Genomic DNA, 24,265 nt, shown 5'->3' on the forward strand with positions numbered 1-24,265 from the left:
AGGATCAAAACAATGAACTATTTTAAAAGAAAATTAAATAAAGATGCATTTACATTAATTGAGATGTTATTAGTACTATTAATTATTAGCCTTTTATTAATTTTAATCATTCCAAATATCGCTAAACAATCTTCACACATACAAAATACAGGATGTGATGCGCAACTTAAAATGATTGATAGTCAAATTGAAGCATACGCATTAAAATTCAATAAAAAACCTAATACTATTGATGATCTTATAACTGAAGGCTATATAAAAGAAAACCAAAAACAATGTAAATCAGGTGCAACTATTACAATAAATAATGGTGAAGCAGTTGCTAATTAAACCTGCATTCACATATCTAGAAATGTTGTTAGTTTTATCTATTATTACGATTATTTTGTACATTCAACTTAATTTAAATCCAGTTAATATAATCACAAATAATTCAGAACAACATCAAATTAGACATCTAATCATGCAATTTGAATATTTAAAATCAAAAGCAATCAAAGACAACCAATCCATTGCCTTAGTATTTAATGATTTTTCCAGCAAAATCATCGTTAACGAACAATATCTCAAAAATAATCCACTCACGTTACCTCAAAAAAGTTATATCCTCCCACAAACAAATATTAAATTTATAACTTTCGATAAAAGCGGTAATATAAACAGATTTGGTAGTTTATATATAAAGTTTAACGAATCTACATATAGGATTATTTTCCATATTGAAAAAGGTCGTATTCGTTATGAAAAAATTTAATTTTAATGCATCATTACTACTTGATGCATTATTCTCATTTTCGATGATTATTACAATATGCATATTATACTTGCCAATGCTTATGCAATTAAATACTTCAAAACAAGATAAATTACAAGAAATCGAACAGAAAAAAATCATTGTAAATACCTTGCACCATTATTCAAATTTACAATTAAAAAAAGGAATCAGAATTGATGATTATTTTGTAAAACTCAACAATAACAAAATTTGCATAAATAAATTGGGTGAAAAACATGAACGCTGTTATCAAAAATAAATGTCATGCCTTTACATATATAGAAACGCTTTTTACTTTATTTATAATTATAATCATATTTTCAATTTTACCTATTTTAATAAAAACAGCTAGCATCATAAATAATCAAGTATTAAATAATTATGATATTGAATTGGTATTTTTCTCACGAGATTTCACTCAAGATTTAATAGAAGATGACGCTACGATTATATTAAAAGAGAGTAGCAATCACAAAATCTCAATTAAAACTGCACATAAAATTATATCCTATGAATATAAAAACAATAAAATCATTAAAACTGTTAATGGTAAAGGGAATATCACAATGCTTAATGATGTTAAGGATATACAATTTAAAATACTAAATAACAAGTCTATTGTAATTAATTTAAAAAAAGGGGGAAAAGGACATTATTATGTTAAAAAACTTATTTTCTAATTATACTGCCTATATCTCACCTTTTGTCATGTTTTTATTTATGCTATATTTATCATTAATTACTCTTTATTCGATGCAAATCGTTTTAGAATTAAGAACATTGACTAATATAGAAACATATTATGATACACAAATATCTCATATTTTGAAAAAGGACGTTTTTTATGAAAAATAATAATATAGAGCCATTAATATTTATAGGCTTTATGGGAACAGGAAAGACTACTCTGGCTAGCTTCATATCAAAAAACAATAATCTTTCTTATGTCGATTTGGATGAACATATAGTCATTAATGAGAATAAAACAATTCCTCAGATATTTGAATGTATTGGGGAAGAAGGATTTAGAAAGTTAGAATTTAAATATCTTAAATCTTGTCTCGCTAATTATGACATCGTATCAACTGGTGGTGGAATTATTGAGGGAGACAGTGCATTCCAGTTTTTAAAAACACAACAAAATGTCATTTGGCTTGATTGTGAATTAGATATTATTTACAACAGAATCAAAAATGATGAAAATAGACCAAATGCAAATAATAAAACATATATGGAATTAAAAAACTTGTATTCATCTAGGATTTCAAGATATAATGAAATCGCATTCATAAAAGTAAATAGTAATGAATCTCTGCCTTTTTTAGAAAATAAAATTATGGAAGAGGTTGTTTGCGAATGATCAGTGTTAGAGAGAATGGTTAGTTATATTGAATATGACTTAAGTCCATCGCCGAAGGTGCAAGTTAATACGAAACTCTCAGGCAAAAGGATAATACTGTGACGCATTCCTGGAATATTAAACAGGGTAGCATAGTCTACTCTGTTTTTTTTAATATATAAACAATAGGAGGTTTCTTTATGTCAAGTGAACTTAAAAAAACACCCCTCTATCAAACTTTTGTAGATAGCGGTGCTAAAATTGTAGAATTTGGTGGATGGGCAATGCCTGTTCAATTTTCAAGTATTAAAGAAGAGCACAATGCGGTTAGAACTAATATTGGTTTATTTGATGTGAGCCATATGGGAGAAATTATTATTCAAGGTCCTGAGGCGGCTAAGTATGTACAATACTTACTTTCAAATGATACTGAAAATTTAACTTCTACTAAAGCGCAATATACTGCACTTTGTAATGAAAATGGTGGTATTATTGACGATTTAATAACTTATAAATTAGATGAAAACGTTTATCTTTTAGTGGTGAATGCAGGAAATACTGAAAAAGATTTTGAATGGATGAATTCACAATCAAAAGATTTTAATGTTGAAGTAATAAACGTATCTAGTGAATACGGTCAATTAGCGATTCAAGGACCAAATGCGCGTGACTTAGTACAACAAAATGTTGATATAGATGTATCGGAAATGAAGCCTTTTGAATTCAAACAAAATGTAACTTGTTTCGGGAAAAATGTGATTTTATCTCAATCTGGTTATACGGGTGAAGATGGCTTTGAAATTTATTGTAAAGCAGACGATGCAGAATATCTTTGGAATGAGATACTTAAAAATAATGTTGAGCCATGCGGACTAGGAGCAAGAGACACGTTAAGATTAGAAGCTGGTTTACCTTTACATGGTCAAGATTTAAGTGAAACAATCACTCCATATGAAGCAGGAATTGCATTTGCAGCTAAACCTTTAATCGAAGCAGATTTCATTGGTAAAGCTGTTTTGAAAGATCAAAAAGAAAATGGTTCACCTCGTAGAACAGTTGGTTTAGAAATGATTGATAAAGGAATTCCAAGAACTGGTTACGAAGTATATGATTTAGATGGAAAACAAATTGGTGAAATAACTTCAGGTACACAATCACCATTATCAGGCAAATCAATTGGTTTAGCATTGATTGATCGTGATGCCTTTGAAATGGGCAAAGAAGTTATTGTTCAAGTAAGAAAAAGACAAGTTAAAGCTAAAATTGTTAAAAAAAATCAAATTACAAAATAACTTAAAGGGGTGTTACTGTGAGTCATCGTTATATTCCATTAACTGATCAAGACAAAAAAGAAATGTTAGAAACAATTGGAGCTAATTCAATTAGTGAATTATTCGGAGATGTTCCAAAAGATATATTATTAAATAGAGAACTAGCTATTCCAGAAGGCGAATCAGAAACAACATTAACTAAGCGACTTAATCGAATTGCTAGTAAGAATATTACAAAGGAAACACACAGTTCGTTTTTAGGTGCTGGGGTTTATGATCATTACGCACCAGCAGTTGTTGATGCTATGATTTCACGTTCAGAGTTCTATACAGCATACACACCGTACCAACCAGAAATTTCACAAGGTGAATTACAAGCAATTTTCGAATTCCAAACTTTAATTTGTGAATTAACAGATATGGATATTGCTAACTCTTCAATGTACGATGGTATTACAAGTTTTGCAGAAGCATGTATTTTAGCATTTAATCAAACACGCAAAAATAAAATTGTAGTATCTAAGGGTATGCACTATCAAGCTTTACAAGTCTTAAATACTTATGTGAAAACACGCGAAGAATTTGAAGTTGTAGAAGTAGATTTAGATGGTACTATTACAGATTTAGAAAAATTAGAAAATGCAATTGACGATAATACGGCAGCTGTGGCAGTTCAATATCCTAATTTCTATGGCTCAATTGAAGATTTAGAAAAAATCCATTCGTTTATTGAAGATAAAAAAGCATTGTTTATTGTATATGCAAATCCATTAGCGTTAGGTTTATTAACACCACCAGGTACTTTCGGTGCTGACATAGTTGTTGGGGATACACAACCATTTGGTATACCAGCTCAGTTTGGAGGACCACATTGTGGTTTCTTTGCAACAACCAAGAAACTAATGAGAAAAACACCTGGTCGATTAGTTGGCCAGACGGAAGACAGTGACGGAAATCGTGGATTTGTATTAACTTTACAAGCACGTGAACAACATATCCGTCGTGACAAAGCAACATCTAATATTTGTTCTAACCAAGCATTAAATGCATTAGCATCATCAATTTGTATGTCAGCCTTAGGTAAACAAGGTATTTATGATATTTCTGTACAAAATTTTGAAAATGCAAACTATGCAAAAGAACAGTTTAAGTCAGCAGGTTTAGAAGTTTCAAATGGAACATCATTTAATGAGTTTGTTGTTAAATTCGATAAACCTGTAAAAGATGTTAATGATGCACTTATCCAAGAAGGTATTATAGGTGGTTTCGACCTTAAAGAAGTTTCAGATGACCTTGAAAATCAAATGCTAGTTGCCGTAACTGAATTAAGAACTAAAGATGAAATTGATACATTTGTTAAGAAAGCGGGTGAAATAAATGGCAGTAAGTAAATCTAGTCCATTAATATTCGAACGTTCAAAAAAAGGTAGATATGCATATTCACTACCAAAAAAAGAAATTGATAATGGTGCAATCAATAAATTATTAGATGATAAATTTATTAGAAAGAATAAAGCAGAATTGCCAGAAGTTGCAGAATTAGATTTAGTACGTCATTATACTGAACTTTCAAATAAAAACTTTGGCGTTGATTCAGGATTTTATCCATTAGGTTCTTGTACTATGAAATATAATCCAAAGATTAATGAAAAAATTGCCAGAATACCTGGTTTTGCTGAATCACACCCACTTCAAGATGAATCACAAGTTCAAGGTTCTTTAGAAATTATTCACAGTCTTCAAGAAGAATTAAAAGAAATTACAGGTATGGATGAGGTTACACTTCAACCAGCAGCAGGTGCACATGGTGAGTGGACTGCATTGATGATTTTCAAAGCATACCACCAAAAGAATGGTGAAGGACATAGAGATGAAGTAATTGTGCCAGACTCTGCTCATGGTACCAATCCTGCATCAGCAGCATTTGCTGGCTTTAAGTCGGTTACTGTTAAGTCGAATGAACGTGGCGAAGTTGATATAGATGACTTAAAACGTGTAGTAAACGAAAATACAGCTGCAATTATGCTTACTAATCCAAATACATTAGGTATTTTCGAAAAAAATATAATGGAAATACGTAATATAGTGCATGACGCTGGCGGCTTATTGTATTATGATGGTGCCAATTTAAATGCAATTATGGATAAAGTAAGACCTGGAGACATGGGATTTGATGCAGTGCATCTTAACCTCCACAAAACATTTACAGGTCCACATGGTGGTGGTGGGCCAGGATCAGGTCCAGTTGGAGTTAAAAAAGAATTAGCTAGTTTCTTACCGAAACCAATGGTTATTAAAGAAAATGATGTATTTAAATACGATAATGATATTGAAAATTCAATTGGTCGTGTTAAGCCATTTTATGGAAACTTTGGTATATATTTAAGAGCCTATACTTATATCCGTACAATGGGCAATAAGGGATTAGAAGAAGTATCTGAAGCTGCAGTTTTAAATGCTAACTATATTAAAGCACGCTTAAAAGATCATTTTGAAATTCCATATCCACAGTACTGTAAACATGAATTTGTCTTAAGTGGTTCAAAACAAAAAGAACATGGCGTACGAACACTTGATATGGCTAAACGTTTGTTAGATTTCGGCGTTCATCCACCTACAATTTACTTCCCATTAAATGTGGAAGAGGGTATGATGATTGAGCCAACTGAGACAGAATCTAAAGAAACGTTAGATTATTTTTGTGATATGATGATAGACATTGCTAAAGAAGCAAAAGAAAATCCAGATAAAGTGTTAGAAGCACCACATACTACAATTATTGATCGACTAGATGAAACAAAAGCAGCAAGACAACCTATTTTAAAGTTTGAAGACTTACGTTCTGAAAAACAATAATAGTACAACTTTGCATATCAAGGGAGAGACTAGGACATATTTAATGTCCTAGTCTCTCTTTTTTATAACTTATGGGGGGTGTATGCTTTTTATGCTAATCAAACTTTCACGGATTTAATAAGTGATATCGCTTATTAGTTTAGTGGCATTTATAAAATTATACGAAAAAGCATTTTGCTAATAAAATATTGATGTGTTTTGCCAAGACGCTTGAGTAAATGAGGCAAGATAATGAAGTCGACATAGTAAAGCTATTTCTAGGAAAGGAAGGTGACAAAAGAATTAAATGAAAAAGCACCCAGATGAATTGAATAAAATCATCTGAGTGCTTTTTTCTAGGATTTATATCCCAGACTTTTCATAAAATATCCAGTTTCATAGAACCTTTATATGATTCTAATTTTAAATCATACATATTTAGCTAGTACGACGTTTTATTTCTTAGACTTGATTTTTCCAGTCCATTTTTTATAACCGCCTTTTAGCATGTAAACGTCTGTATAACCATTTTTCTTCAATGTTCTAGCAGCACGATAGCTAGCAATGCCATTTGCATCACAAAGATAAATTGGCTGGTCAGTTCGTAACCCTTGATATCTTTGTTTGAACATTGTAATAGGTATATTACGCGCACCATTGATATGTCCATAATCGTAATCCACTTTTTCTCTTACATCAATAACTTGAGCTTTGCGTAAACCATTATGAAATTCATTTTGGTTTAATTCTGTGACTGCTCTTTTATTAAGAAGATAATTAATTAGCATATAAGCGATGATAATTATTAAAACTGCTAATGCTAAAAACCAAAAGTTACTCATCTTGCATCCTCCCTAATTAACCGATATTATATATTATAAGACTGTTAGCTCAATTTATCAAAATATTTTTCTTTAAATAACATTGCGCTGACAAACTAATACAATTATTGAAAACGATAACACAGTTTCGCTGTTATCACAATTTAATTTAGCGATTGGAGTTTTGAAAGTGACAGAAACATGGAATTTTATCAATACGGGTAGCAAAGATCCATTTTATAATATGGCATTTGATGAAGCTTTACTTAATTTTGTTGCTAGAGGAGAAATAGATCCTGTCATTAGATTCTATACTTGGGACCCCGCAACTTTGTCTATAGGGTACTTTCAAAGATTAACTAAAGAAATAGATATTGCCAAAGTGGAAGAAAAGGGATATGGTTTAGTACGTCGTCAAACTGGTGGCAGAGGCGTGTTACATGACAAAGAACTTACTTATAGTGTCATTGTACCTGAATCTCATCCAAACATGCCGTCAACGGTTACTGAAGCCTACAGAGTAATTTCAGAAGGACTATTAGAAGGGTTTAAACATTTAGGATTTGATGCATCATTTGCTATACCTCGTTCTAAAGAAGAAAGAGAGAAACTTAAACAACCAAGAAGCGCAGTCTGCTTTGACGCACCAAGTTGGTATGAATTAGTAGTAGAAGGGCGGAAGATTGCTGGTAGTGCTCAAGTGCGCCAAAAAGGGGTTATTCTACAACACGGTTCATTGTTACAAGATGTAGATATTGATGATTTATTCGATATGTTTATTTTTAAAAATGAAAGATTAAAAGATAAAATGAAGCAAGCATTTGTTGAAAAGGCAGTTGCAATAAACGATATTTCTGACCGTCATATTACTATTGAAGAAATGGAAGAAGCTTTTGAAATTGGCTTCAAAAAAGGATTAAATATTAACTTTAAGCCATTAGAATTGACTGACCAACAACAACAAGAAGTTGATGAGTTAATTGAAAAATATAAATCACATGAGTGGAACTATCGAAAATAATAAAATTATAAATTTCCACAATACAAAAAGGTGCAGACACTGTTTAAAATAATTGTCTGCACCTTTTTTATATTATTTACGCTTTCTATTTTGCTTTTTGTATTTACGTTGCGCGCGTTTATATTTACGTTGATCCTCTGTAAGGAAAAAGAAATAATAGATTGCATAAATGATACCAGCGAAAATAGCAAAACTTATTGCCATTCTGACAAAACTAAATATAAATGCATCTAGGTTAAGTACTAACCCAATGATTGCTATCAAAATGACGAAATAAAATAAAACTTGCTTCACTTAAAAACACTCCCATGTGATTACTTACTTTGATTATTGCTTATACTAATTGTCGACAATGATTTTTGACCTTTTTGTATTTTTTTCTTGTCTTTAGAAGTATATCCTTCTCGAATATCACGCATTGCTGAACTTAAGTCTTTATTTAACTTAGTAATATTTTTATTTTTTTCTTTATCATCACCAGTCATTTTAGACTTATCGATATCGTTTTTATAAGTTGTAAATGCAGTGTCAACATCGTTTGTGATGTTAGTTAATTTCTCTTGCGTTTTTTTATCGCCCTTATTTTTTGTGACAGTACTTTCAATACCATTGTATGCATCTATGGCTTTGGCAATATCTTGATAATATTTTGAAGAGGCTTTTAAATTGGTAACTTTCTTTTGGTTATTTTTAGCTTTCCCAATATTCTTTTTATCTTTTTCTAAAGCAGCAATATTATTTTTCTCTTTACTAATATCCTGTTTTAAATCTTGTATATTACTTTTTAATTTATGATTCTCATCTCGGAGGTGCGTCGTCTTTTCTTCTAATGGCCCTAAATTTTGACTTCCACATCCAGCAAGTAAACATGAAGCACCTAAAATAACTAGAAATTTTTTCTTCATTTATTTTCTCCTAATTCAAAAACTATAAATTTATACAATAATTATGCTATCATTTTAATGTATAAATTGAAAATGCACAAATTAATCGCATGGGAGGAATAAAGATGACTAGAATTGAAAAATTAAATGATGCCTTAAAAGCAAAACATTTAGATGCTATTGTAGTGTTAACTGACTTTAACAGAAGATATTTATCAGGTTTCACAGGAACAAGCGGCGCACTAATTATTACCAAAACACATAATTTATTAATCACAGATTTTAGATATATAGAACAAGCGACAGCGCAAGCACCTAAATTTAAAATCATTAAGCAACAAGGTAACTTAATAGAAGCCGTTAAACAAGAATTAGAACAATTAAAAGTACAAAATGTTGGATTTGAAGGAAATTTAGTGAGCTATGATACATATCTTCAATTAAGTAAATCTTATATTAGTTTAATTAGTATTTCTGGATTAATTGAAAAAATTCGTGAAGTTAAAGATGAAGATGAAATTGCTTTAATTCAAAAAGCAGCTGAAATTGTTGACGAAACGTTTGAATATATTTTAACTGTTGCAAAAGCAGGTATGACAGAATTACAATTAAAAGCTAAACTCGAAAGTAAAATGCTAGAACTTGGTGCAGAGGGTACTTCATTTGATACGATTGTTGCGTCTGGAGTTCGTGGTGCATTACCCCATGGTGTAGCTAGTGACAAAGTCATTCAGACTGGTGAGTTAATTACACTTGATTATGGAGCATATTACAAAGGATATAGTTCAGATATTACACGCACATTTGCTATTGGAGAACCAGAGCCTAAATTGAAAGAAATTTATAATATCGTATTAGAGGCCAACCAAAAAGCGATTGCTGCTGCGAAAAAAGGAATTACTGGTAAAGCATTAGATGCTATTGCTAGAGAATATATAACTGAAAAAGGATACGGAGAAGCATTTGGTCATTCTTTAGGTCATGGTATAGGCTTAAATGTACATGAAGGTCCAAATCTTTCGAAAAATTCCGATACTGAATTAGAAGTTAATAATTGTGTTACAATTGAACCCGGTATTTATTTAGATGGATTAGGTGGCGTTCGAATAGAAGATGACATTTTAATTAAAGAAAATAGCTGTGAACGCTTTACTAAATCACCTAAAAACCTTATTATTTTATAGAAGACCTTATATTTGAGGAGGAAACTGAATGATTTCGGTTAATGATTTTAAAACAGGTTTAACAATTTCTGTAGATAATGGTATTTGGAAAGTTTTAGACTTCCAACACGTAAAACCAGGTAAAGGATCTGCATTTGTACGTTCTAAATTACGTAATTTAAGAACGGGTGCGATTCAAGAAAAAACATTCAGAGGCGGCGAAAAAGTAGAAACTGCTATGATTGAAAATCGTCGTATGCAATATTTATATGCTGATGGTGATGTTCATGTCTTTATGGATAATCAAACATTTGAACAAACTGAATTAGCAGCCGATTATTTGAAGTATGAACTTAATTTCTTAAAAGCCAATATGGAAGTTCAAATCCAAACTTACGAAAATGAAACGTTAGGTGTTGAATTACCAAAAACAGTTGAGCTTACTGTTACTGAAACAGAACCTGGTATCAAAGGTGATACTGCTACTGGTGCAACTAAGTCTGCAACAGTTGAAACAGGCTACACATTGAATGTTCCTTTATTTGTGAATGAGGGTGACACGCTTGTAATTAATACAGGTGATGGAAGCTACATCTCAAGAGCGTAACATTTTACTATGTATTTAATTCTAAAAATACATTTGATTAAACCTTTCCAATTGTGTAATGTATTGGAGGGGTTTTTCGTTTTTAACACAACTTTTTAAAACCCAGAAAAAATATGATAATGATAAAAGTAAACCACTTTATTATAGAAAGTGTGTATATGCTTGAATTGAGCATATCACTAAAGTAAAATAAATAAGGTAAATGAAAACAATCTGAAGGAGTCAGTATTTATGAATTTTAAAGAAATCAAAGAATTAATCGAGATTCTTGACCAATCAAGTTTGACTGAAATCAACATTGAAGATAAAGGTAATGTTGTCAATCTAAAAAAAGAAAAAGAAACTGAAATCATAACACCTCAAATTTCACAACAACCAATGCAGCAATTTGCACCTCAACAAGGTGTTGCACAAGCGCCAACTACTAATAATACAGTTGAAGATACACCTTCAGCGCCAGCAGACGATAATCTGCAAACTATAAATGCGCCAATGGTTGGAACTTTTTATAAATCACCGTCTCCAGAGGAAAGTGCATATGTCCAAGTTGGCGATTCTGTTACAAATGACTCAACAGTTTGTATATTAGAAGCTATGAAATTATTTAATGAGATCCAAGCTGAAGTTACTGGAGAAATTGTAGAAATTTTAGTAGAAGACGGTCAAATGGTAGAGTATGGCCAACCGTTATTTAAGGTGAAATAATGAATAAAATTTTAATAGCAAATCGAGGGGAAATTGCAGTAAGAATCATCCGTGCTTGTCATGATCTTGGATTACAAACTGTGGCAATATACTCTGAAGGAGATAAAGACGCACTACATACTCAAATTGCTGATGAAGCATATTGCGTTGGCCCAACACAATCCAAAGATTCTTATTTAAATATCCCAAACATCCTATCAATTGCAACTTCAACAGGTTGTGACGGTATACATCCAGGCTATGGCTTTTTAGCTGAAAATGGAGACTTTGCAGAATTATGTGAAGCATGCCAATTAAAATTCATCGGACCGAGCTATGAATCCATTCAAAAAATGGGTATAAAAGATGTAGCTAAAGAAGAGATGAAACGCGCTGAAGTACCAGTAGTTCCTGGTAGCGAAGGTTTAGTTCAAGATATCAATGACGCAAAGAAAATTGCGAACAAAATTGGATATCCAGTTATTATAAAAGCAACTGCTGGTGGCGGTGGTAAAGGAATTAGAGTAGCACGTGATGAAAAAGAATTAGAAACTGGCTTTAAGATGACCCAACAAGAGGCAGAAACTGCTTTTGGTAACGGGGGATTATATTTAGAAAAATTCATCGAGAATTTTAGACACATTGAAATTCAAATCATTGGAGACAGTTACGGCAACGTTATACATTTAGGTGAACGTGACTGTACCATTCAACGTAGAATGCAAAAACTTGTTGAAGAAGCACCTTCACCAATACTAACTGAGGCTAAGCGTCAAGAAATGGGTAATGCTGCAGTTAGAGCTGCTAAAGCTGTAAATTATGAAAATGCTGGTACAATCGAATTTATTTATGATTTAGATTCAAATGAATTCTACTTCATGGAAATGAACACGCGTATTCAAGTAGAACACCCTGTAACGGAAATGGTAACTGGCGTTGATTTAGTGAAATTACAACTTAAAATTGCTATGGGAGAAAAATTACCATTCAAGCAAAAAGATATTAAAATTGAAGGTCATGCAATGGAATTTAGAATTAATGCAGAAAATCCATTTAAAAACTTCATGCCTTCTCCTGGTCAAATCACACAATATCTGGCTCCAGGTGGATTTGGCGTAAGAATTGAATCAGCATGTTATACTAACTATACAATCCCACCATATTACGATTCTATGGTAGCTAAACTCATTGTTCATGAGCCAACTAGGGATGAAGCAGTTATGACTGGATTAAGAGCACTCGGAGAATTTCTCGTACTCGGAATTGATACAACGATTCCATTCCATATACGATTATTAAACAATGATATTTTCAGAAGTGGAGAATTCAACACAAAATTCCTAGAAACATATAACATTATGGACGAAGAATCTAAATAGGAGGCATGTGAAATGGTCAAGGTCACTGAAACCTCACATTCCAATTTAGGCAAAATTGAAATAGCACCTGAGGTATTAACTGTCATTGCCAGCATCGCTACATCTGAGATTAAAGGGATAGAAGGTCACTTTAAAGAGTTGAGAAATGTTAGCATTGAACATATAAGTAAGAAGCAGTTAACAAAAGGCGTTAAAGTAGATACAAAAGACGATGGTATTTATATTGACGTATTTTGCTCACTTGCTTATGGTATCAATATTTCAGAAACAGCGAAAAAGGTTCAACAAGCCATTTTCAATTCACTTACAACAATGACCACTATTGAACCTACTCAGATTAATATCCATATAACACATATAGAACCAACAAAATAAAAATTTATAAGCAAATTTAAAATCTATACCGCGGAAAAGCATAATTCATTTTTCGCGGAAGATTTACAAATAAAAGATGCTTGAGGGAGTTTATAATGAGTCGAAAAGAATCCAGAACACAAGCCTTTCAAACTCTATTTCAACTTGAAATGAAAAACAGTGACTTAACAATCGAAGAAGCAATCAGTTTTATAAAAGATGATAATCCCGATTTAGAATTCGATTTTATAAATTGGTTAGTGACAGGTGTTAAAGATCACGAATCAGTATTAGACGCAAAAATCCAACCACATTTAAAAGATTGGACTTTATCAAGATTGTTAAAATCTGACAGAATTATTCTTAGAATGTCTACTTTTGAATTGTTACATAGTTCGACACCGCAAAAAGTAATTATCAATGAAGCAGTTGAATTAGCAAAACAATTCAGCGATGACGATCATTTTAAATTCATTAACGGTGTTTTGAGCAATATTGAAATAGAAGAGTGATAAATTATGGTAGAATCAGAATATTTAAGTGTTACAACATTAACCAAATACATCAAATATAAATTTGATCAGGATCCACATTTACAGTCGGTACTAATCAAAGGTGAACTCTCAAATTTCAAAAAGCATAGTAGTGGTCATCTTTATTTTAATGTAAAAGATAAAAATAGTGTGATTAGTGCCATGATGTTTAAAGGTAGTGCGGCTAAGATTGATTTTGATCCAAAAGAAGGTGACGAAGTACTCTTAGAAGCACGTGTATCAGTTTACGAACGACGTGGAAACTATCAAATTTATGTTAATAAGATGCATATTGATGGTGTTGGAAACTTGTATCAAAAGTTAGAACAACTAAAAAAGAAATTAACTAAAGATGGCTTTTTTGATCAAAATCATAAAAAACTAATTCCTAAGTTTCCTAAAAAAATTGCTGTTTTAACTGCTGGTACTGGCGCAGCCATTCGAGATATTCATACTACGATTAACAGTAGATATCCATTAGCTGAACAAATTCAAATCAACACACTTGTTCAAGGTACACAAGCTAAACAAGACATTATAGAAAAAATAGCTCAGGCAGACAAATTAGGTGTGGATACGATTATCATTGGACGCGGTGGTGGTTCAATCGAAGATTTGTGGAATTTTAATGAAGAAGACGTCGTGAAGGCGATATATCATTGTAATACGCCAATAATTTCAGCTGTCGGACATGAAACCGATTTTACATTAAGTGATTTTGTTGCTGATGTACGAGCTGCTACACCAACACAGGCTGCTATGATGGCCACACCAGATCAATATGAAATCAGACAATATTTACATCAGACTAAACTTTCATTAACACGTTTTATCAAACAACATATGCAACAACAACGCAAACACTTAGAGCATGTAGCTTCTTATTATAAATTTCAAACGCCAACATTGCTATATGATCAACAAATACAAAAACGCGATGATTTGGAAAAACAACTTAAACTTTCTGCCAGTACTATTATAAAGAACCAACAACAACATTTAACGATACTAAATAACAAGTTTAATTTGAAAGGCTTTAGACAAGATATTAATAGGAATCAGTTAACTAACCAGCAAAAACGCGAGGAATTAACTAAAGTGATTCATAATTTTATTACAAATCAAAAGCAGAATCTCACTAGGAAATTAGAGAGTCTTAATAATTTAAGCCCAACTAATACAATGTTACGTGGTTATACAATTATTAATAAAGAAAACGCTGTAGTTACAAGTACAAAAGATTTATCCGAAAATGATAATATTGTGTTAACAATGAAAGATGGCTTTGTTGATGCACAAGTTAAGAAGGTTAGGTGTAATGATGACGAATGATAATACGCAAAGTTTTGAAGAGATGATGAAAGAGTTAGAAACGATTGTACAAAAATTAGATAACGAAAATGTTTCTTTAGAAGAATCTTTAAATCTTTATCAACGTGGTATGAAGCTATCAGCAACATGCGATGAAACTTTAAAAGATGCTGAAAAGAAAGTAAATGAACTAATGTCTGAAGAAAATACTGAGCAAAATGTTGATACAGAGAAGGTAAATAGTGATGACAAATAATAAAATGATTCAGCTAGCTGACGAAATTAATCAATTATTGAGCAAATCTATCCCAGAATCTTCACTAAATACAAATTTAGAAGAAAGTATGCGATATTCTCTAGAAGCTGGTGGTAAACGTATTAGACCAGTACTATTACTTTTAACACTTGAAATGCTTACTAATGACTATCAAAAAGGTTTATCCTCTGCATTAGGATTGGAAATGATACATACTTATTCTTTAATTCACGATGATTTACCACCAATGGATGATGATGATTATCGACGAGGTAAGCTAACTAACCATAAAGTTTTCGGAGAATGGAAAGCAATCCTTGCAGGTGACGCGCTTTTAACAAAAGCATTTGACATTATAGCAAACGATGACAAATTAGACGATTCTGCAAAAATCAAGTTACTTAAGCGATTATCATTTGCGAGTGGTCATCTGGGTATGGTAGGTGGTCAAACCCTTGATATGCAAAGTGAAGGTGAAGCTACTTCTGTTGATATTCAAACATTAGAGCAAATTCACAACGCCAAAACAGGTGCGCTATTGAAATTTGCTGTCATGGCAGCAGTAGATATTGCAAACCCAGAAAATCATGTTGCTAAATTATTAGAAAACTACAGCGAACATTTAGGACTAATGTTTCAAATTAAAGATGATTTATTGGATGTTTATGGTGACGAAGCAAAATTAGGTAAATCAGTAGGTAGCGATATAGAAAATGACAAGAGCACTTACGTTTCATTGCTTGGACAACGAGGTGCAGAAGACAAAATGAAATATCACACTGATGCAGCATATGAAAATTTAAAGCAACTCCCTGATTCTTATAATACAGATAACTTAGTCTATATTATTGAATTATTCAATAATCGTGAATCTTAAATTATTGGAATTTAGTTGTGGTTATATTTGATATTCTAAAATTGTATACTGGCTAAGACAAAATTATTTATGTCTTAGCTTTTTTTGTTTGAAATTTTTTAAATAAATATTCATTAATAATTTACAATTCTCTGGTTTATACTTTAGTACATCAATCTTTGTAGGTTATTTATCAATTACTATTTACTTAACAAAAGCCATCACTATGGTTTTGTTAAGTAAAATTACATAGTTACTTCGCTAGTGCTATTTATTACCATGTGTTAAAATAAATGTATAAATATTCGTTTATAGAGGTGCTATTCATGGCAAAAAAATCAGTAAGACACATTAAAATACGTGAAATAATATCAAATGAAAAAATTGAAACGCAAGATGAGTTAGTAAAACGTTTAAATGAGTATGAATTAAACGTAACACAGGCAACTGTTTCAAGAGACATAAAAGAATTGCAACTAATAAAAGTACCAACACCAGCTGGTCAATATGTTTATAGCTTGCCTAATGATAGAAAGTATCATCCATTAGAAAAATTAGGACGTTATCTTATGGATTCGTTTGTAAATATAGATGGTACAGGTAATTTGTTAGTACTCAAAACTTTACCAGGAAATGCGCAATCAATTGGTGCGATTTTAGATCAAATTGATTGGGAAGAAGTATTAGGAACAATTTGCGGTGATGATACTTGTTTAATCATTTGTCGTGATGATTCAGCGAGTGAAAAAATTAAAGCACGTATCTTTAATTTATTATAATTATAAGGAAGTGTATAACGAATGCTTCAAACGTTATCTATTAAACAATTTGCAATTATTGATGAACTTGAAGTTCATTTCGGTGATGGACTAACAGTGCTAAGCGGTGAAACTGGTGCAGGTAAATCTATTATAATTGATGCGATTGGCCAACTTATAGGCATGCGTGCATCATCCAATTACGTGAGACATGGTGAGAAAAAAGCGATTATAGAAGGTATCTTTGATATAGACGAAAGTAAAGAAGCGATGTCAATTTTAGAAGCATTGGATATTGATATAGACGAAGATTTCTTATTAGTTAAACGAGAAATTTTCAGTACAGGTAAAAGTTTATGTAGAGTGAATAACCAAATTGTTACACTTCAAGATTTACGTAAAATCATGCAAGAACTATTGGATATTCATGGCCAACATGAAACTCAAACATTACTAAAACAAAAATACCACCTGCAATTACTTGATAATTATGCTGAAGATACGTATAGAAATTTACTCAATGATTATGTCTCTACATATGATCAATACAAATCTAAACGAAGAGAATTGGAAGATTTAGAATCTGCAGATCAAGCTTTGCTACAGCGACTTGATTTACTTAAATTCCAATATGAAGAATTGCAAGAGGCGAACTTAGTTGAAGGCGAAGTTAAACAACTTGAATCGGATATTAAACGAATACAAAACTCAGAAAACCTCAGTTTAGCGCTGAACAACGCACATTTAACATTAACAGATGAACATGCGATAACAGACAGATTGTATGAATTAAGCAATCAACTACAAGCAATCAGTCATATTTTGCCAGAAAAATATGAAACATTAAAAGAAGAAGTCGACCAATTTTATTACACATTAGAAGATGCAAAACATCAATTATATGATGAATTGACAAATACAGAATTTGACGAACAGTATTTGAATGAACTCGAATCAAGAATGAATTTACTCAATGATCTTAAGCGCAAGTATGGTAAAGATATAAATGAGCTCATCGTCTATCAAAGTAAATTGGCGAACGAAATAGACAAAATTGAAAATTATGAGGAAAGCACTTCTCAATTAAGGCAAGAAATTGATGATTTATATGAAAAAGTCATGCAACTTGGTACAAAACTATCTAAAGAACGACGGAATGTGGCTCAAAAATTACGAAACCATATCGTTGAAGAAATTCAAAACTTGCAAATGAAAGATGCTAATCTTGAAATTTCTTTTAAACCATTAGAAGCCCCAAATCGAGAAGGTATTGAATTTGTAGAATTTTTAATTAGTCCTAATAAAGGGGAACCACTCAAAAGCCTAAACAAAATTGCTTCGGGTGGAGAATTATCACGAATAATGTTAGCACTCAAAACAATCTTTGTTAAAACAAGAGGACAAACAGCCATACTTTTTGACGAAGTAGACTCTGGTGTATCTGGTCAGGCTGCTCAAAAAATGGCTGAAAAAATGAAAGATTTAGCAACCTACATTCAAGTGATTTGCATTTCTCATTTACCACAAGTTGCAACAATGAGCGATCATCATTTATTTATTAGCAAAAATTCAACAGATGACCGCACTACAACGCATGTTCAAGAACTTTCAGGAGACGAACGTGTTGATGAGATTGCACGCATGATTTCTGGAGCGAGCGTTACCGAACTTTCACGTCAGAACGCCAAAGAAATGATTGAGCAAAATCAACGGACATAAATAGCAAACTAAAAATGCTATATAGCAATTCAATTTGGGATGAATTATATAAGAAAGGTGTTGATTTTTAGTGCAATATCAACATTTAATTAAACCTTCAAATTCTTTAAATGGTAGTGTCGCGATATTATTTGCCAACGACGAAAAAATGTTATCCGTGGTTATTGCAGCACTTAAAATTACGAATATTGAAATCTATTTATATGATACAGAAGATCCAACAGAAATAATTAGATCATTTGATATAGATGCTCAATTGTTAAATAGAATTCACATCGTTTTAAGCAATTCAGAACACGAATTATTTCAGCTATGTTCAAAAGATTTAGCAACAGGTAAAGTTAATTTACTCATGAAAGGCAACATGATGTCATCGACTTTATTGTCATTTGTATTAAGTAACAAAACATTTATAGATAAACATGGATTCTTAAATCATGTTGCTTGTTTTAATATCCCTAAATATCATAAAACGCTCATGCTAAGCGATGTTGCGTTAAATATTAATCCAACTATAGAAGAAAAGAAACAAATTATCTTTAACCTTGCTAACTTTGCGCAATCGTTAGGTTACGAACAATTTAAATTGGGTATCCTATCATCTGTCGAACACCCAACACGTAAAATACAGTCGTCACTAGATGCCGAAAAATTGAAAAATAGTATTAGTCGTCAAGGTTCTGACTTTTTATATGTGGATGGACCATTTGCTTTTGATAATGCAATTAGTATGGAAAGCGTTATAAAGAAAAATATAAAATCATCAGTTGCTGGAGATGTCGATGGATTGCTAGTCCCACATATCGATGTTGGAAACGCATTGTATAAATCATTCACATATTTTGGTGATGCGAGTGTGGCTAGCTTAGTATTAGGGGCTAAATTTCCAATAGTGTTAACCTCTAGAGCTGATTCAAAACAGAATAAACTCGACTCATTACTTCTTGGATTAAAGGTTTTAAATTAATATCTAAAAGCATATTTCAATGACAACCTTTTAGGCAGAATAGGTTATTAATTTTATAATCCAGTTAGTTGATGTAAAATGAAATAGGATATTATAAATTGTTTATTAAAATATTGAAGCTTAGGGTTACTTATCATTATGTATAGATACTTAGTTTCTTAATTATTTTAAAAATCATAAAACATTTATCTTGATTAGTCATACGCTAGATAAATATTTATGGTAAAAAGAAGGTGTCGTAATGGCTCGAATATTAGTATTGAACCTTGGTAGTACATCATCAAAAATCGCAATATATGACGACAGTTTATGTGTGAAAAGTGAAACAATAAGACATCCCCTTGAAGTCACATCGTTGTCATTAGTTGATCAAAAAACACCACGAAAAAAAGAGATTGAGTATTTTATTAATCATGCAATGAACATGCAGTTTGACCAAATAGATGCCATAGCATGCAGAGGAGGGCTACTCAAACCCATACTTGGTGGCGTATATAATGTTAACGACAAAATGTATGAAGAACTCAAAATTTGCAAATACGGTGTACATGCTTCCAATCTGAGTGGTATTATTGGATATGAAATTGCGAAGTTATATGGAATCCCTGTGTTTACAGTAGATCCTGTCGTTGTCGATGAATTGATTCCAATAGCAAAATTAACTGGAATCGAAGGCATTGAACGTCGCAGTGTATTTCATGCGTTAAACCAAAAAGCAGTAGCTCGTATGTATGCGAATTCTATTAACAAACGTTATTCGGATATCAATGTCATCGTCGCTCACATGGGTGGCGGTATTACGGTTGGTGCGCATAAAAAAGGGAATGTTGTCGATGTTAATGATGGTTTGCTTGGCGAAGGGCCATATAGTCCTGAACGTGCTGGCTCAATTCCAAATGATCAGCTATACCAATTTGGATATAAACACAACTTTACACCAACAGAAATGAATCACTTTTTGAGCAAAGAAGGTGGTTTCATTAGCATGTTTAACACAAATGACATTCAACAATTATCAACAATGTATCATACAAATTCTAAAGTGAAATTAGCAATAGATGGACTTGCGTATCAAGTTGCAAAAGCAATTGGCGAAAGAGCCACTATTTTACAAGGGAAAATCAATCAAATATTATTAACTGGTGGTTTAAGTCATAATAAGTTTATTAATGAGCACATTCAATCATACGTGGATTGGATTGCACCTGTAACTGTATACCCCGGAGAAAAAGAAATGGATGCATTGGCCCTTAGAACGATCGCAGTATTAAATGGAAATGAATTGGCTAAGGCTTATAGTTAGGAGCAAAAACATGGCAGAAGAAAAATATGATTTAGTAATTTTAGGTGGCGGAACTGCAGGTTATGTATCTGCAATTAGAGCATCACAATTAGGTAAGAAAGTAGCACTTGTTGAAAAATCACTCTTAGGAGGAACGTGTTTACATAAAGGTTGTATACCTACCAAAGCTTTATTAAAATCTGCTGAAGTCACGCGTACTGTATTGAATGCGAAAGATTACGGTGTAGATATAGATGCTTTTAAATTAAATTTTTCACGCATTCAAGAGCGCAAAAATGACATTGTTAATCAAATGTACAGTGGTGTTTCTCATCTCATGGAACACAATAAAATAGACGTATATAATGGTACCGGACGCATTTTAGGGCCGTCCATATTCTCACCTCAAAGTGGCACAATTTCTGTGGAGTTTGAAAATGGTGAATCAGAGCTTATTCCAAATAATAATGTACTTATCGCTACTGGCTCAAAACCAATGTCACTCCCATTCTTACCATTTGATCATGAAGTTGTACTTTCTAGTGATGATATATTGAAATTAGAGCAATTGCCACAGTCTTTAGTTATCATAGGTGGCGGTGTTATTGGTTTAGAATTTGCATCTTTAATGACAGATTTAGGAGTAGAAGTAACGGTTGTAGAAGCAGGTCCACGTATTTTACCAACTGAAAGTAAATCAATTGCTACACAATTAAAAAAAGAATTGACACAACGTGGTACAAAATTTCATGAGAACACACAACTTTCAGAAGACCAAATCACTATTGAAAATGATAAAATAACCATTGCGTTAAATGATGAGCAATTACAATTTGATAAAGCTTTAATAGCAATAGGTCGAAAACCAAATACTGATGATATTGGTCTAAACAACACAAAAATTAAATGCACATCATCAAATCATATTATTGTAAATGAATATCAACAAACCGATGATAAGCACATATACGCAGCTGGTGATTGTATTGGTCAATTACAGCTTGCACATGTTGGCTCAAAAGAAGGCATCAATGCAATTGAGCACATGTTTGACCAATCGCCTTTACCTGTTGATTATTTAAAAATGCCTAAGTGTGTATATACACATCCTGAAGTTGCCAGTATTGGACAAAATCAAGAACAAGCAAAAGCTGAAAACAAAAATGCGAAAACATTTAAAGTACCATTTAAAGCTATTGGTAAAGCTGTAATTGAAAACGTTACAAACCAAAATGGCTTTTGTGAAGTCGTCATCGATCAAGATAATGATGAGATACTCGGATTCAATATGATAGGCCCCCATGTCACAGAATTAATCAATGAAGTATCTCTACTACAATTTATGAATGGTTCAAGTTTAGAACTTGGATTAACAACACACGCACACCCATCGTTATCCGAAGTATTGATGGAATTGGGCTTAAAAGTTGAAAATCGAGCGATTCACGTTTAATTAAGGAGGAAATAAGATGTTTGATTATAAATCAGTTGGACTAGAAGCGTCTGACTTAAAAACAATGTACAAGTGGATGGATTTAGGCCGTAAAATAGATGAGCGTATGTGGCTACTAAACCGTGCAGGTAAAATTCCGTTTGTCATTAGCTGTCAGGGACAAGAAGCAACACAAATAGGTATGGCTTATGCTATGGCGGAAGGCGATATTTCATCACCTTATTATAGAGATTTAGCATTTGTAACATACATGGGCATGACACCATTAGATTCTATGTTAGCAGCTTTCGGTAAGCGCGATGACATTAATTCTGGCGGAAAACAAATGCCATCTCATTTTAGTAAACGTGAAAAAGGGATATTATCACAAAGCTCACCTGTAGGCACTCAAATTTTGCATGCGGTCGGCGCTGCACTTGCATTAAAAATGGATAAAAAACCAAATATTGCAATGGCAACCGTAGGCGAAGGTAGTTCGAACCAAGGTGATTTCCATGAAGGCCTTAACTTTGCTGGTGTACATGATCTTCCTTTTATCTGTGTAATAGAAAATAATAAATACGCAATTTCAGTACCAAATGAATTGCAATATGGTGCAGAAAAATTATCAGATCGTGCTATTGGTTATGGAATGCACGGCGAACATGTTGATGGTAATGATCCAATCGCAATGTATAAAGTAATGAAAGAAGCGAGAGAACGCGCGTTAAATGGAGAAGGCGCAACACTCATTGAAGCAATGTGTACTAGAATGACAGCACATTCTTCAGATGATGATGATAAGTATCGTACTCAAGATGAACGTGATGCATTAAAATCTTTAGACTGTAATCTTAAATTCAAAACATTTCTCCTTGAAGAAGGCATCATTGATAAGCAATGGTTAGAAGAAATTGAAAATGAACATAAAGAACTTGTGAATCAAGCCACTAAAGAAGCTGAAAAAGCACCTTATCCATCACCAGAAGAAACATATACACACGTTTATGAAGAAGGGAGCTTAAACAATGCCTAAATTAAGCTATTTAGATGCAATTAAACAAGGGCTAGACCAAGCCATGGCGAAAGATGATGATGTATTCGTATTAGGCGAAGATGTTGGTAAAAAAGGTGGCGTGTTTGGCGTTACTTTAGGTTTACAACAAAAGTATGGTGAGGCACGTGTCTTAGATACACCTTTAGCTGAATCTAATATTGTCGGTACGAGTATTGGAGCTGCAATGCTTGGTAAACGACCTGTGGCTGAGATTCAATTTGCTGAGTATATTTTACCTGCTACAAATCAAATCATGAGCGAAGCAGCGAAGATGAGATATCGTTCTAATAATGATTGGCATTGTCCTATTACAATTCGTTCACCGTTTGGTGGCGGTATTCATGGTGCCCTTTATCACTCTCAAAGTGTTGAATCTATATTCGCTTCAACACCTGGATTAAGAATTGTTATTCCATCGACACCTTATGATGCTAAAGGATTGTTACTTGCATCAATAGAATCTAATGACCCGATTTTATATTTCGAACATAAAAAAGCATATCGTTTACTTAAAGAAGAAGTTCCAGAAGAGTATTACACAGTGCCAATTGACAAAGCAGATGTAAAACGTGAAGGTGATGACATAACTGTGTTTACATACGGACTTTGTGTGAATTACTGTATCCAAGCAGCGGATATGTTATCTGAAGATGGTATAAATGTAGAAGTAGTTGATTTACGAACTGTCTATCCGCTTGATAAAGAAACAATCATTGAAAGAGCGAAATTAACTGGTAAAGTCTTATTAGTCACTGAAGACAATTTAGAAGGTAGTGTTATATCAGAAGTGGCTGCCATTATAGCTGAAAATTGTTTATTTGATTTAGATGCACCTATTATGAGATTAGCTGGACCTGATGTTCCATCTATGCCATTTGCACCGACACTTGAAGATGAATTTATGATCAATCCAGATAAGATAAAAATTAAAATGCGTGAACTCGCAGAATTTTAAGGAGGC

28 protein-coding genes and 1 riboswitch are annotated in these 24,265 nt (G+C 32.5%); of the genes, 25 read left to right on the forward strand and 3 right to left on the reverse strand.

All coding sequences use genetic code 11. From position 1 onward, the window contains the following. Positions 1 to 12 precede the first annotated feature (12 nt). From comGC to gcvPB, 8 genes are all read left to right on the forward strand, one after another. A complete protein-coding gene (gene comGC, locus ACSULM_RS01155) occupies positions 13 to 330 on the forward strand; it encodes a competence type IV pilus major pilin ComGC (protein WP_436859903.1) in 318 nt (105 codons plus the stop codon). Further along, on the forward strand, positions 320 to 754 hold the full coding sequence (gene comGD / locus ACSULM_RS01160; protein ID WP_436859905.1) for a competence type IV pilus minor pilin ComGD: 435 nt from the start codon (positions 320 to 322) through the stop codon (positions 752 to 754). Before comGC ends, comGD begins: the two co-directional genes overlap by 11 nt. Continuing rightward, positions 741 to 1,034, forward strand: coding sequence for a hypothetical protein (locus tag ACSULM_RS01165; protein ID WP_436859907.1), 294 nt, complete (start codon positions 741 to 743; stop codon positions 1,032 to 1,034). The genes comGD and ACSULM_RS01165 overlap by 14 nt, the downstream gene beginning before the upstream one ends. Further along, positions 1,012 to 1,455 (forward strand): competence type IV pilus minor pilin ComGF, encoded by a 444-nt coding sequence (gene comGF, locus ACSULM_RS01170; RefSeq protein WP_436859908.1) that lies wholly within the window; start codon positions 1,012 to 1,014, stop codon positions 1,453 to 1,455. The genes ACSULM_RS01165 and comGF overlap by 23 nt, the downstream gene beginning before the upstream one ends. A 164-nt stretch (positions 1,456 to 1,619) precedes the next feature. Next, the gene (locus ACSULM_RS01175) at positions 1,620 to 2,135 is read left to right on the forward strand and encodes a shikimate kinase (RefSeq protein WP_436859910.1); all 516 of its coding nucleotides are present in this window, start codon (positions 1,620 to 1,622) and stop codon (positions 2,133 to 2,135) included. Further along, positions 2,132 to 2,239, forward strand: a riboswitch (glycine riboswitch). Its footprint overlaps the gene before it by 4 nt. 75 nt (positions 2,240 to 2,314) lie before the next feature. Beyond that, positions 2,315 to 3,406, forward strand: coding sequence for a glycine cleavage system aminomethyltransferase GcvT (gene gcvT, locus ACSULM_RS01180; protein WP_436859911.1), 1,092 nt, complete (start codon positions 2,315 to 2,317; stop codon positions 3,404 to 3,406). A gap of 17 nt (positions 3,407 to 3,423) precedes the next feature. Next, positions 3,424 to 4,776 carry an aminomethyl-transferring glycine dehydrogenase subunit GcvPA gene (gene gcvPA, locus ACSULM_RS01185; protein WP_436859912.1) on the forward strand — a complete coding sequence of 451 codons (1,353 nt, stop codon included), beginning with the start codon at positions 3,424 to 3,426 and terminating at the stop codon, positions 4,774 to 4,776. Beyond that, positions 4,763 to 6,241, forward strand: a complete 1,479-nt coding sequence (gene gcvPB, locus ACSULM_RS01190) for an aminomethyl-transferring glycine dehydrogenase subunit GcvPB (protein ID WP_436859914.1) — start codon at positions 4,763 to 4,765, stop codon at positions 6,239 to 6,241. The genes gcvPA and gcvPB overlap by 14 nt, the downstream gene beginning before the upstream one ends. Before the next feature lie 434 nt (positions 6,242 to 6,675). Here gcvPB and ACSULM_RS01195 read toward each other — a convergent pair whose 3' ends face one another. Further along, positions 6,676 to 7,062 (reverse strand): rhodanese-like domain-containing protein, encoded by a 387-nt coding sequence (locus ACSULM_RS01195; protein ID WP_436853958.1) that lies wholly within the window; start codon positions 7,060 to 7,062, stop codon positions 6,676 to 6,678. A gap of 169 nt (positions 7,063 to 7,231) precedes the next feature. On the opposite strand from ACSULM_RS01195, the gene ACSULM_RS01200 reads away from it, so the two are divergent. Next, the gene (locus ACSULM_RS01200; RefSeq protein WP_436853957.1) at positions 7,232 to 8,062 is read left to right on the forward strand and encodes a lipoate--protein ligase family protein; all 831 of its coding nucleotides are present in this window, start codon (positions 7,232 to 7,234) and stop codon (positions 8,060 to 8,062) included. Positions 8,063 to 8,134: 72 nt separating this feature from the next. Here the strand turns inward: ACSULM_RS01200 and ACSULM_RS01205 are convergent, their stop codons facing one another. Further along, positions 8,135 to 8,356 (reverse strand): SA1362 family protein, encoded by a 222-nt coding sequence (locus tag ACSULM_RS01205; protein ID WP_436859916.1) that lies wholly within the window; start codon positions 8,354 to 8,356, stop codon positions 8,135 to 8,137. A 20-nt stretch (positions 8,357 to 8,376) separates the two neighbouring features. Continuing rightward, positions 8,377 to 8,967 carry a hypothetical protein gene (locus ACSULM_RS01210; protein WP_436859918.1) on the reverse strand — a complete coding sequence of 197 codons (591 nt, stop codon included), beginning with the start codon at positions 8,965 to 8,967 and terminating at the stop codon, positions 8,377 to 8,379. 104 nt (positions 8,968 to 9,071) lie between these two features. On the opposite strand from ACSULM_RS01210, the gene ACSULM_RS01215 reads away from it, so the two are divergent. The 16 genes from ACSULM_RS01215 (at position 9,072) to ACSULM_RS01290 (ending at position 24,259) form a co-directional block, all read left to right on the forward strand. Beyond that, positions 9,072 to 10,130, forward strand: coding sequence for a M24 family metallopeptidase (locus tag ACSULM_RS01215; RefSeq protein ID WP_436859920.1), 1,059 nt, complete (start codon positions 9,072 to 9,074; stop codon positions 10,128 to 10,130). 28 nt (positions 10,131 to 10,158) lie between these two features. Continuing rightward, complete coding sequence (gene efp / locus ACSULM_RS01220) at positions 10,159 to 10,716, forward strand: elongation factor P (RefSeq protein WP_069996002.1); 558 nt, start codon at positions 10,159 to 10,161, stop codon at positions 10,714 to 10,716. 231 nt (positions 10,717 to 10,947) lie between these two features. Next, positions 10,948 to 11,421, forward strand: a complete 474-nt coding sequence (accB, locus tag ACSULM_RS01225; protein ID WP_436859922.1) for an acetyl-CoA carboxylase biotin carboxyl carrier protein — start codon at positions 10,948 to 10,950, stop codon at positions 11,419 to 11,421. After that, complete coding sequence (accC, locus tag ACSULM_RS01230) at positions 11,421 to 12,779, forward strand: acetyl-CoA carboxylase biotin carboxylase subunit (protein WP_436853952.1); 1,359 nt, start codon at positions 11,421 to 11,423, stop codon at positions 12,777 to 12,779. The genes accB and accC overlap by 1 nt, the downstream gene beginning before the upstream one ends. A gap of 12 nt (positions 12,780 to 12,791) precedes the next feature. After that, entirely contained in the window at positions 12,792 to 13,154 is a 363-nt protein-coding gene (locus tag ACSULM_RS01235) for an Asp23/Gls24 family envelope stress response protein (RefSeq protein ID WP_436859924.1), read from the forward strand. A gap of 95 nt (positions 13,155 to 13,249) precedes the next feature. Next, on the forward strand, positions 13,250 to 13,645 hold the full coding sequence (gene nusB / locus ACSULM_RS01240; protein WP_436853950.1) for a transcription antitermination factor NusB: 396 nt from the start codon (positions 13,250 to 13,252) through the stop codon (positions 13,643 to 13,645). Between the two features lie 6 nt (positions 13,646 to 13,651). Then, the gene (gene xseA / locus ACSULM_RS01245) at positions 13,652 to 14,998 is read left to right on the forward strand and encodes an exodeoxyribonuclease VII large subunit (protein WP_436859926.1); all 1,347 of its coding nucleotides are present in this window, start codon (positions 13,652 to 13,654) and stop codon (positions 14,996 to 14,998) included. Further along, on the forward strand, positions 14,988 to 15,233 hold the full coding sequence (locus ACSULM_RS01250) for an exodeoxyribonuclease VII small subunit (RefSeq protein WP_436854243.1): 246 nt from the start codon (positions 14,988 to 14,990) through the stop codon (positions 15,231 to 15,233). Before xseA ends, ACSULM_RS01250 begins: the two co-directional genes overlap by 11 nt. Next, positions 15,223 to 16,110: a polyprenyl synthetase family protein gene (locus ACSULM_RS01255; RefSeq protein WP_436859928.1), complete on the forward strand. Its 888-nt coding sequence runs from the start codon at positions 15,223 to 15,225 to the stop codon at positions 16,108 to 16,110. Before ACSULM_RS01250 ends, ACSULM_RS01255 begins: the two co-directional genes overlap by 11 nt. Positions 16,111 to 16,415: 305 nt before the next feature. Next, entirely contained in the window at positions 16,416 to 16,868 is a 453-nt protein-coding gene (gene ahrC, locus ACSULM_RS01260) for a transcriptional regulator AhrC/ArgR (RefSeq protein WP_436853947.1), read from the forward strand. Between the two features lie 21 nt (positions 16,869 to 16,889). Continuing rightward, entirely contained in the window at positions 16,890 to 18,566 is a 1,677-nt protein-coding gene (recN, locus tag ACSULM_RS01265; RefSeq protein WP_436859930.1) for a DNA repair protein RecN, read from the forward strand. Between the two features lie 70 nt (positions 18,567 to 18,636). Then, entirely contained in the window at positions 18,637 to 19,533 is an 897-nt protein-coding gene (locus ACSULM_RS01270; RefSeq protein ID WP_436859932.1) for a phosphate acyltransferase, read from the forward strand. 241 nt (positions 19,534 to 19,774) lie between these two features. Further along, on the forward strand, positions 19,775 to 20,836 hold the full coding sequence (gene buk / locus ACSULM_RS01275) for a butyrate kinase (RefSeq protein ID WP_436859933.1): 1,062 nt from the start codon (positions 19,775 to 19,777) through the stop codon (positions 20,834 to 20,836). A 10-nt stretch (positions 20,837 to 20,846) separates the two neighbouring features. Then, positions 20,847 to 22,268, forward strand: coding sequence for a dihydrolipoyl dehydrogenase (gene lpdA / locus ACSULM_RS01280; protein WP_436859934.1), 1,422 nt, complete (start codon positions 20,847 to 20,849; stop codon positions 22,266 to 22,268). A gap of 16 nt (positions 22,269 to 22,284) precedes the next feature. Next, complete coding sequence (locus ACSULM_RS01285) at positions 22,285 to 23,283, forward strand: thiamine pyrophosphate-dependent dehydrogenase E1 component subunit alpha (protein WP_436859935.1); 999 nt, start codon at positions 22,285 to 22,287, stop codon at positions 23,281 to 23,283. Further along, positions 23,276 to 24,259: an alpha-ketoacid dehydrogenase subunit beta gene (locus ACSULM_RS01290; RefSeq protein WP_436859936.1), complete on the forward strand. Its 984-nt coding sequence runs from the start codon at positions 23,276 to 23,278 to the stop codon at positions 24,257 to 24,259. Before ACSULM_RS01285 ends, ACSULM_RS01290 begins: the two co-directional genes overlap by 8 nt. Positions 24,260 to 24,265 lie beyond the last annotated feature (6 nt).

This window comes from Staphylococcus caeli (assembly GCF_051413795.1).
Taxonomy (GTDB): domain Bacteria; phylum Bacillota; class Bacilli; order Staphylococcales; family Staphylococcaceae; genus Staphylococcus; species Staphylococcus caeli_A.

Bases quoted from the DNA above. Each gene is read 5' to 3' on its own strand.
- gcvT (WP_436859911.1), top strand. From the start codon at position 2,315: ATGTCAAGTGAACTTAAAAAAACACCCCTCTATCAAACTTTTGTAGAT.
- ACSULM_RS01165 (WP_436859907.1), top strand. From the start codon at position 741: ATGAAAAAATTTAATTTTAATGCATCATTACTACTTGATGCATTATTC.
- lpdA (WP_436859934.1), top strand. From the start codon at position 20,847: ATGGCAGAAGAAAAATATGATTTAGTAATTTTAGGTGGCGGAACTGCA.
- comGC (WP_436859903.1), top strand. From the start codon at position 13: ATGAACTATTTTAAAAGAAAATTAAATAAAGATGCATTTACATTAATT.
- ACSULM_RS01290 (WP_436859936.1), top strand. From the start codon at position 23,276: ATGCCTAAATTAAGCTATTTAGATGCAATTAAACAAGGGCTAGACCAA.
- accB (WP_436859922.1), top strand. From the start codon at position 10,948: ATGAATTTTAAAGAAATCAAAGAATTAATCGAGATTCTTGACCAATCA.
- ACSULM_RS01195 (WP_436853958.1), bottom strand. From the start codon at position 7,062: ATGAGTAACTTTTGGTTTTTAGCATTAGCAGTTTTAATAATTATCATC.
- ACSULM_RS01235 (WP_436859924.1), top strand. From the start codon at position 12,792: ATGGTCAAGGTCACTGAAACCTCACATTCCAATTTAGGCAAAATTGAA.
- ACSULM_RS01285 (WP_436859935.1), top strand. From the start codon at position 22,285: ATGTTTGATTATAAATCAGTTGGACTAGAAGCGTCTGACTTAAAAACA.
- buk (WP_436859933.1), top strand. From the start codon at position 19,775: ATGGCTCGAATATTAGTATTGAACCTTGGTAGTACATCATCAAAAATC.
- nusB (WP_436853950.1), top strand. From the start codon at position 13,250: ATGAGTCGAAAAGAATCCAGAACACAAGCCTTTCAAACTCTATTTCAA.
- recN (WP_436859930.1), top strand. From the start codon at position 16,890: ATGCTTCAAACGTTATCTATTAAACAATTTGCAATTATTGATGAACTT.
- ACSULM_RS01250 (WP_436854243.1), top strand. From the start codon at position 14,988: ATGACGAATGATAATACGCAAAGTTTTGAAGAGATGATGAAAGAGTTA.
- comGF (WP_436859908.1), top strand. From the start codon at position 1,012: ATGAACGCTGTTATCAAAAATAAATGTCATGCCTTTACATATATAGAA.
- ACSULM_RS01215 (WP_436859920.1), top strand. From the start codon at position 9,072: ATGACTAGAATTGAAAAATTAAATGATGCCTTAAAAGCAAAACATTTA.
- accC (WP_436853952.1), top strand. From the start codon at position 11,421: ATGAATAAAATTTTAATAGCAAATCGAGGGGAAATTGCAGTAAGAATC.
- ACSULM_RS01175 (WP_436859910.1), top strand. From the start codon at position 1,620: ATGAAAAATAATAATATAGAGCCATTAATATTTATAGGCTTTATGGGA.
- ACSULM_RS01210 (WP_436859918.1), bottom strand. From the start codon at position 8,967: ATGAAGAAAAAATTTCTAGTTATTTTAGGTGCTTCATGTTTACTTGCT.
- ahrC (WP_436853947.1), top strand. From the start codon at position 16,416: ATGGCAAAAAAATCAGTAAGACACATTAAAATACGTGAAATAATATCA.
- efp (WP_069996002.1), top strand. From the start codon at position 10,159: ATGATTTCGGTTAATGATTTTAAAACAGGTTTAACAATTTCTGTAGAT.
- ACSULM_RS01255 (WP_436859928.1), top strand. From the start codon at position 15,223: ATGACAAATAATAAAATGATTCAGCTAGCTGACGAAATTAATCAATTA.
- xseA (WP_436859926.1), top strand. From the start codon at position 13,652: ATGGTAGAATCAGAATATTTAAGTGTTACAACATTAACCAAATACATC.
- gcvPB (WP_436859914.1), top strand. From the start codon at position 4,763: ATGGCAGTAAGTAAATCTAGTCCATTAATATTCGAACGTTCAAAAAAA.